Raw genomic sequence first — 4,374 nt, forward strand, 5'->3', positions numbered from 1 at the left:
TTGATCGCCTTGGCGACCTCTGCGCGCCCGAGTTTCGGGACGTATCCGATGCGGGTGCCGTCGGCGGGGTTGTGGACGGCGATGGCGGTGGTGGGAGCGGCCTCGATCCAGTCGCCGGCGACAAGGTTTGCATCGCGCAGCAGCCCGGTGGCGCGCAGGTCTTCGAGTGTCAAACTCATTTTTCGTCCTCCTCATGGGTCAGGAACCGGAGCAGTTCCGTCAACTGCCCCTCCAGCATGTGACGTCCCGGATGGGTCGTCAGCCCGCGCGCCGTGGCGGCACGCAGCAGCGCGGTGGTCGCCGGCTGCATGATGACTTCGGCCACCAGCGTGCCGGGGTCGAGCCTGTCCGGATCGAACGGCAGCGCGTCGCCGGGCCGGAGCCCCAGCGAGGTGCCGTTGATCGCGATGTCATGCCCGGCGGGATCGGCGGCGGCGGTGAACGCCACATCGGGGAACCGCGCCGACAGCCGCGCGATCAGCGCCCCGGCCTTCGCCGCCGACCGGTTGGCGATGGTCAGCGCCGCCACCCCGCGCCCGGCCAGGGCGAAGGCGATGGCGCTCGCCGCGCCGCCCGCCCCGGCGAGAAAGACCCGCTTGCCGCAGAGCGTCACCCCGGTCTGCTCGAAGCCCCGCACGAAGCCCTCGCCATCGAGCAGATCGCCGTAGAGCGAGCCGTCCCGCCGGCGCCGGACCACGTTGACGCTCTGCGCCGCCGCCGCCCTGTCGCTCAGCGCATCGCAGAGCGCCGGCACCGCGGTCTTATGCGGCAGGGTGATCACGGCGCCGGCGAAATTGCGCGCCCCCGCCAGCCCCCTGAGCGCCGCCTCCAGCGCCTCGGGCGGCACTTCGAGCGGCACCAGGACCGCGTCCACGCCCTCCGCCTCGAGCCGCGGGTTCAGCACCTGCGGCGTGCGCACATGGGCGATCGGATCGGCGAGGATCACGAGCGTCCGGGTCTGTCCGGTGATCATCGCGGTCACAGCAGAAGGCCCATCGGGGTCTCGATGCCGGCCTTGAAGGCGGCCAGCCAGGCGGCCCCCACGGCGCCATCGACGCTGCGGTGATCGACCGACAGCGTCACGCTCATCACCGGCGCCAGAACGATCTGATCGCCGCGCCCGACCGGGCGTTTCTCGGCGGCGCCGACGGCGAGGATACAGCTCTGCGGCGGGTTGATGATCGCCGAGAACCGCTTGACCCCGTACATGCCGAGGTTCGACAGCGAGAAACCGCCGCCCTGGTACTCATCCGGTTTGAGACGGCCGTCGCGGGCCTTCGCGGCCAGCGCCCTCATCTCCGAGGACAGTGCGCCGAGGCTCTTTTGATCGGCATTGCGCAGCACCGGCGTGATCAGCCCGCCATCGGTGGCGACCGCGACGGAGATATCGACGGACTTGAGCTGCAGCACCGCCTCGTCGGTCCAGATCGCATTGGCCGCGGGCACCTTGACCAGCGCCTGCGCCACCGCCTTGACGATGAAGTCGTTGACCGAAATCCGCTCCGCCGTCTCGCGCCCCGCGTTGACCTGCGCCCGCAGCGCCAGAAGCGCCTCGATGTCGCAATCGGCCTCGAGGTAGAAATGCGGCACCGTGGTCTTCGACTCCAGCAGGCGCCGCGCGATGGTGCGGCGCATACCGGTGTGGGGGATGGCCTCGTGCTCACCGATGCCGGCCAGATTGGGCGCCGGGGCGGGAGCCATGACAGGGGCACCTGTCCCGGCCTCCGCCGCGCGCTCCACATCGATCCGCACCACCCGGCCGCGCGGGCCGGAGCCGCTGAGCCCGGTCAGCTCCACCCCCTTCTGCGCCGCGATCCGGCGGGCGAGCGGCGAGGCCGCGATCTTGTCGGAGGGGGCCGCGGCGGGGGCGGCTTCGGCCTTCGGCGCCGCCTCGGGCGCCGCGACCGTCTCCGCGGCGGCCGACCCGCCCGGGGCGCCACCCGGGGCATAGCCGTCGAGGACGGAGGCGTCTTCGCCCTCCAGCAACAGCACCGCGATCACCGCATTCACATCGGCGCGGTCCCCGGCGGGGACCAGGATCCGGCCCATCACCCCGTCGGTCTCCGCCTCGAACTCCATCGTCGCCTTGTCGGTTTCCACCTCGGCCAGCGCCTCGCCGGCCTGCACCGCCTCGCCTTCGGCCTTCAGCCAGGTGGCGATCACCGCGTCTTCCATGCCGGCGGACAGCGAAGGCAGTATGATTTCCTTGGGCATCCTATGTCTCCTTCTCTCGCCTTATTCCGCCGCCAGCGGCAGGCCCTGATCGGCCATGACCTCGCGCAGCCCCGCCTCGATGTCCTGCGGCCGGGCACAGGCCGCCGCCTCGAGCACCTTGGAAATGCTGGGCGAGGCCTCGGCGCCATGCACCCGCTTGATCGGCTGATCCAGCGCATCGAAACAGCGGCGCTGCAGCTCATCCGCCAGCCAGCCGCCATAGGAGGTGCCCGCGGCCCCCTGTTCGACGATCAGCACATTGCCGGTCTTCGCGATGGAGGCCTCGACGGTCTCCCAGTCGAGCCCGGCACGGTCGAGGCTGCGCAGATCGATGATCTCGGCATCCACGCCCAGGCGCTCGACCACCTCGCGGGTCCTTTCGACCATGGCCAGATAGGTCAGCACCGTGACCCGGGTGCCCTCGCGCACCACCTTGGCCTTGCCCAGCGGGATCATGTAATCGAGATCGCCCACCGGCCCGACGCCTTTCGAGGCGTAGAGATCCACATGTTCCAGCACCAGGACCGGGTCCTCGCAGTGCAGCGCCGCATTCATCAGCCCGACATAGTCATAGGGCGTCGAGGGGGCGACAATGCGCCAGCCCGGCGCGGTGGCGAAGATGCCCGCCGGATCCATCGAGTGCTGCGAGCCATAACCGGTGCCCATCGCCACCTTGGTGCGCAGCACCAGCGGCATGGCGCTGTCGCCACCGAACATGTGGCGCGCCTTGCCGATCTGGTTGAACACCTGATCCGCCGCCACCCACATGAAGTCCGGATACATGAATTCGATCACCGGGCGCACCCGCCCGTCGGCGGCCATGCCGGCGGCGAGGCCGGTGAAGGCGTTCTCGGCAATCGGGGTGCCGAGACAGCGGTCGGGGAACCGCTCCGACAGGCCCTTGGTGGCACCGTTGGTGCCGCCCTTCAGCCGGTGCACATCCTCGCCCAGCACCACCACGCGCTCGTCCGTCTCCATCCGGCGCATCATCACATCGGCCACCGCGTCGATGAACTTCACGTTGTCCTTGAGCGTGCCGGAGAAGGCCTCCTGCTCCTCGAACCGGGCGCCGTCGAATTCCGACAGATCGCCGCGCAGGCCGAAATCGCGGAAGCTTTCCTCCGGCCAGAGCGCCGGTCTGATGCGGCGCTTGCCGTCGACCTCCTCGATCAGCTCGCCGGCGATCTCCTCCATCAGCGCCTGGCACTGCGCCCGCAGGTCCGCGACCGCCTGCGCCCCGATGATCTGACGCTCCATCAGGTCCCGCGCCATGGCATCGAGCGGATCGCGGCCGCGCCATTCCTGCTCCTCTTCCTTGCTGCGATAGCCGAAGGCGGAGCCGGGCAGCGCGCCGTTCTGGTGGAAATAGCGGTAGACATCCGCCTCGATCACCACCGGGCCATCGCCCTTGCGCATGATGGCATTGGCCGCCTCGGAGGCGAGATAGACCGACAACGGGTCCATGCCGTCGACCCTGAGCGCCGGGATGCCGAAGGCCAGCCCGCGCGCCGACAGCCGCGTCTCGGCGGTGACCTCCGCGACATGGGTGGAAACGGCGTAGCGGTTGTTCTCGATGAAGAAACAGATCGGCAGTTTCCAGGCGGCGGCGATGTTCATCGTCTCCAGAACCGAGCCGATGTTGACCGCGCCATCGCCGAAATAGGTATAGACCACATCGCCGGTGCCCGCCTGCTTATGCGCCCAGGCCGCGCCCGCCGCCATCGGCACGCCGCCGCCGACGATGGCATTGGTGCCGAGGTTGCCGCTCTCGGCCCAACGCAGGTGCATCGAGCCGCCACGGCCCTTGCAGAACCCCTCGGAGAGACCGAGGATCTCCGACAGCGTGCGCCTGGACAGATGCCGCAGCGTCTCGCCGAAGCTCTTCTCCGGGTCGATCCCCTCGGGCGCGGCATAGGCCAGCGCCTTGGCCAGGAACTGGTGGTGCGCCCGGTGCGAGCCGTTCACCTGGTCGGTGCCGCGCATCGCCAGGGCAGAGCCCACCGCGCCGCCCTCCTGGCCGATGGCGGAATGCGCCGGCCCATGCACCAGCCCCTGCCCGGCAAGCTCCAGCACCTTCTCCTCAAAGGCGCGGATCAGATGCAGCTGGCTCAGCATCGTCCGCCCGACCGTCGGGTCCAGCGCACTGCGATCCTCATCCGA

At 69.8% G+C, this 4,374-nt stretch carries 3 protein-coding genes; all 3 read right to left on the reverse strand.

What is annotated here, in order from left to right:
* Positions 1–175: 175 nt before the first annotated feature.
* Positions 176–973 (reverse strand): shikimate dehydrogenase family protein, encoded by a 798-nt coding sequence (locus tag QO033_RS25050; RefSeq protein WP_284483419.1) that lies wholly within the window; start codon positions 971–973, stop codon positions 176–178.
* 5 nt (positions 974–978) lie between these two features.
* Positions 979–2,214: a pyruvate dehydrogenase complex dihydrolipoamide acetyltransferase gene (locus QO033_RS25055; protein ID WP_284483417.1), complete on the reverse strand. Its 1,236-nt coding sequence runs from the start codon at positions 2,212–2,214 to the stop codon at positions 979–981.
* A gap of 21 nt (positions 2,215–2,235) precedes the next feature.
* Positions 2,236–4,374: alpha-ketoacid dehydrogenase subunit alpha/beta (locus QO033_RS25060; RefSeq protein ID WP_284483418.1), on the reverse strand; the 2,139-nt coding region annotated here is incomplete at its 5' end.

The organism is Pseudodonghicola flavimaris (genome assembly GCF_030164425.1).
GTDB lineage: Bacteria > Pseudomonadota > Alphaproteobacteria > Rhodobacterales > Rhodobacteraceae > Pseudodonghicola > Pseudodonghicola flavimaris.